The organism is Streptomyces sp. NPDC058240 (assembly GCF_042882135.1).
Lineage (GTDB): Bacteria > Actinomycetota > Actinomycetes > Streptomycetales > Streptomycetaceae > Streptomyces.
In genome coordinates this window covers 21,887-22,509 of the sequence record NZ_JBHVWT010000015.1, presented here as the reverse complement: position 1 = coordinate 22,509, position 623 = coordinate 21,887, and the positions used below count along the sequence as shown (strand labels likewise).

Annotated in this window: 1 protein-coding gene; it reads right to left on the bottom strand. The window is 66.1% G+C overall.

Going from position 1 to position 623, the window contains the following annotated elements; genetic code table 11:
* Positions 1 to 68: 68 nt before the first annotated feature.
* Complete coding sequence (trxA, locus tag ACFVX4_RS23105) at positions 69 to 440, bottom strand: thioredoxin (protein WP_389980357.1); 372 nt, start codon at positions 438 to 440, stop codon at positions 69 to 71.
* Between the last annotated feature and the right edge of the window lie 183 nt (positions 441 to 623).

Below are 623 nucleotides of genomic sequence, written 5' to 3'. Positions count from 1 at the left end.
GGCCTCTGCGGTACGTGGGTTGTTCCTTGCGCTTTGTGGGCCCGGCGCGCGCGCCCACCCACCACGCCCTAGCTCTGCCCCTTCTGCTGCTCCTCGATGGACTTGCGGACCTCGTCCATGTCCAGCTTCCTCGCCTGCCCGATCACGTCCTCCAGCGCCGCCTCCGGCAGCGCCCCGGGCTGTGCGAACACCGCCACGTTCTCCCGGACGATCATCAGCGTGGGAATGGAGCGGATCTCGAAGGCCGCCGCCAGCTCCTGCTGCGCCTCCGTGTCGACCTTGGCGAAGACCAGGTCGTCGTGGCGCTCCGACGCCGCGTCGTAGACCGGGGCGAACTGCCGGCACGGGCCGCACCAGGAAGCCCAGAAGTCGATCAGGACGAAGTCGTTCCCACTGACGACCTGATCGAAGTTTTCCTTGGTGAGCTCAACGGTGCTCATTGTCTGCTACCTCTTCCTGTGCCCGCTCGGACCTGTCCGAACAACGGTGACTGCACTTGCGCTATTCCGCCTGCCCATGTGGCCGCCGCGCACACCCACGACCAGACTGTCCCCATGACAGATGCTTCCCTGAACGCCGAGTACGACGTCGTGGTGGTCGGAGCGGGTCCGGTGGGTGAGAAC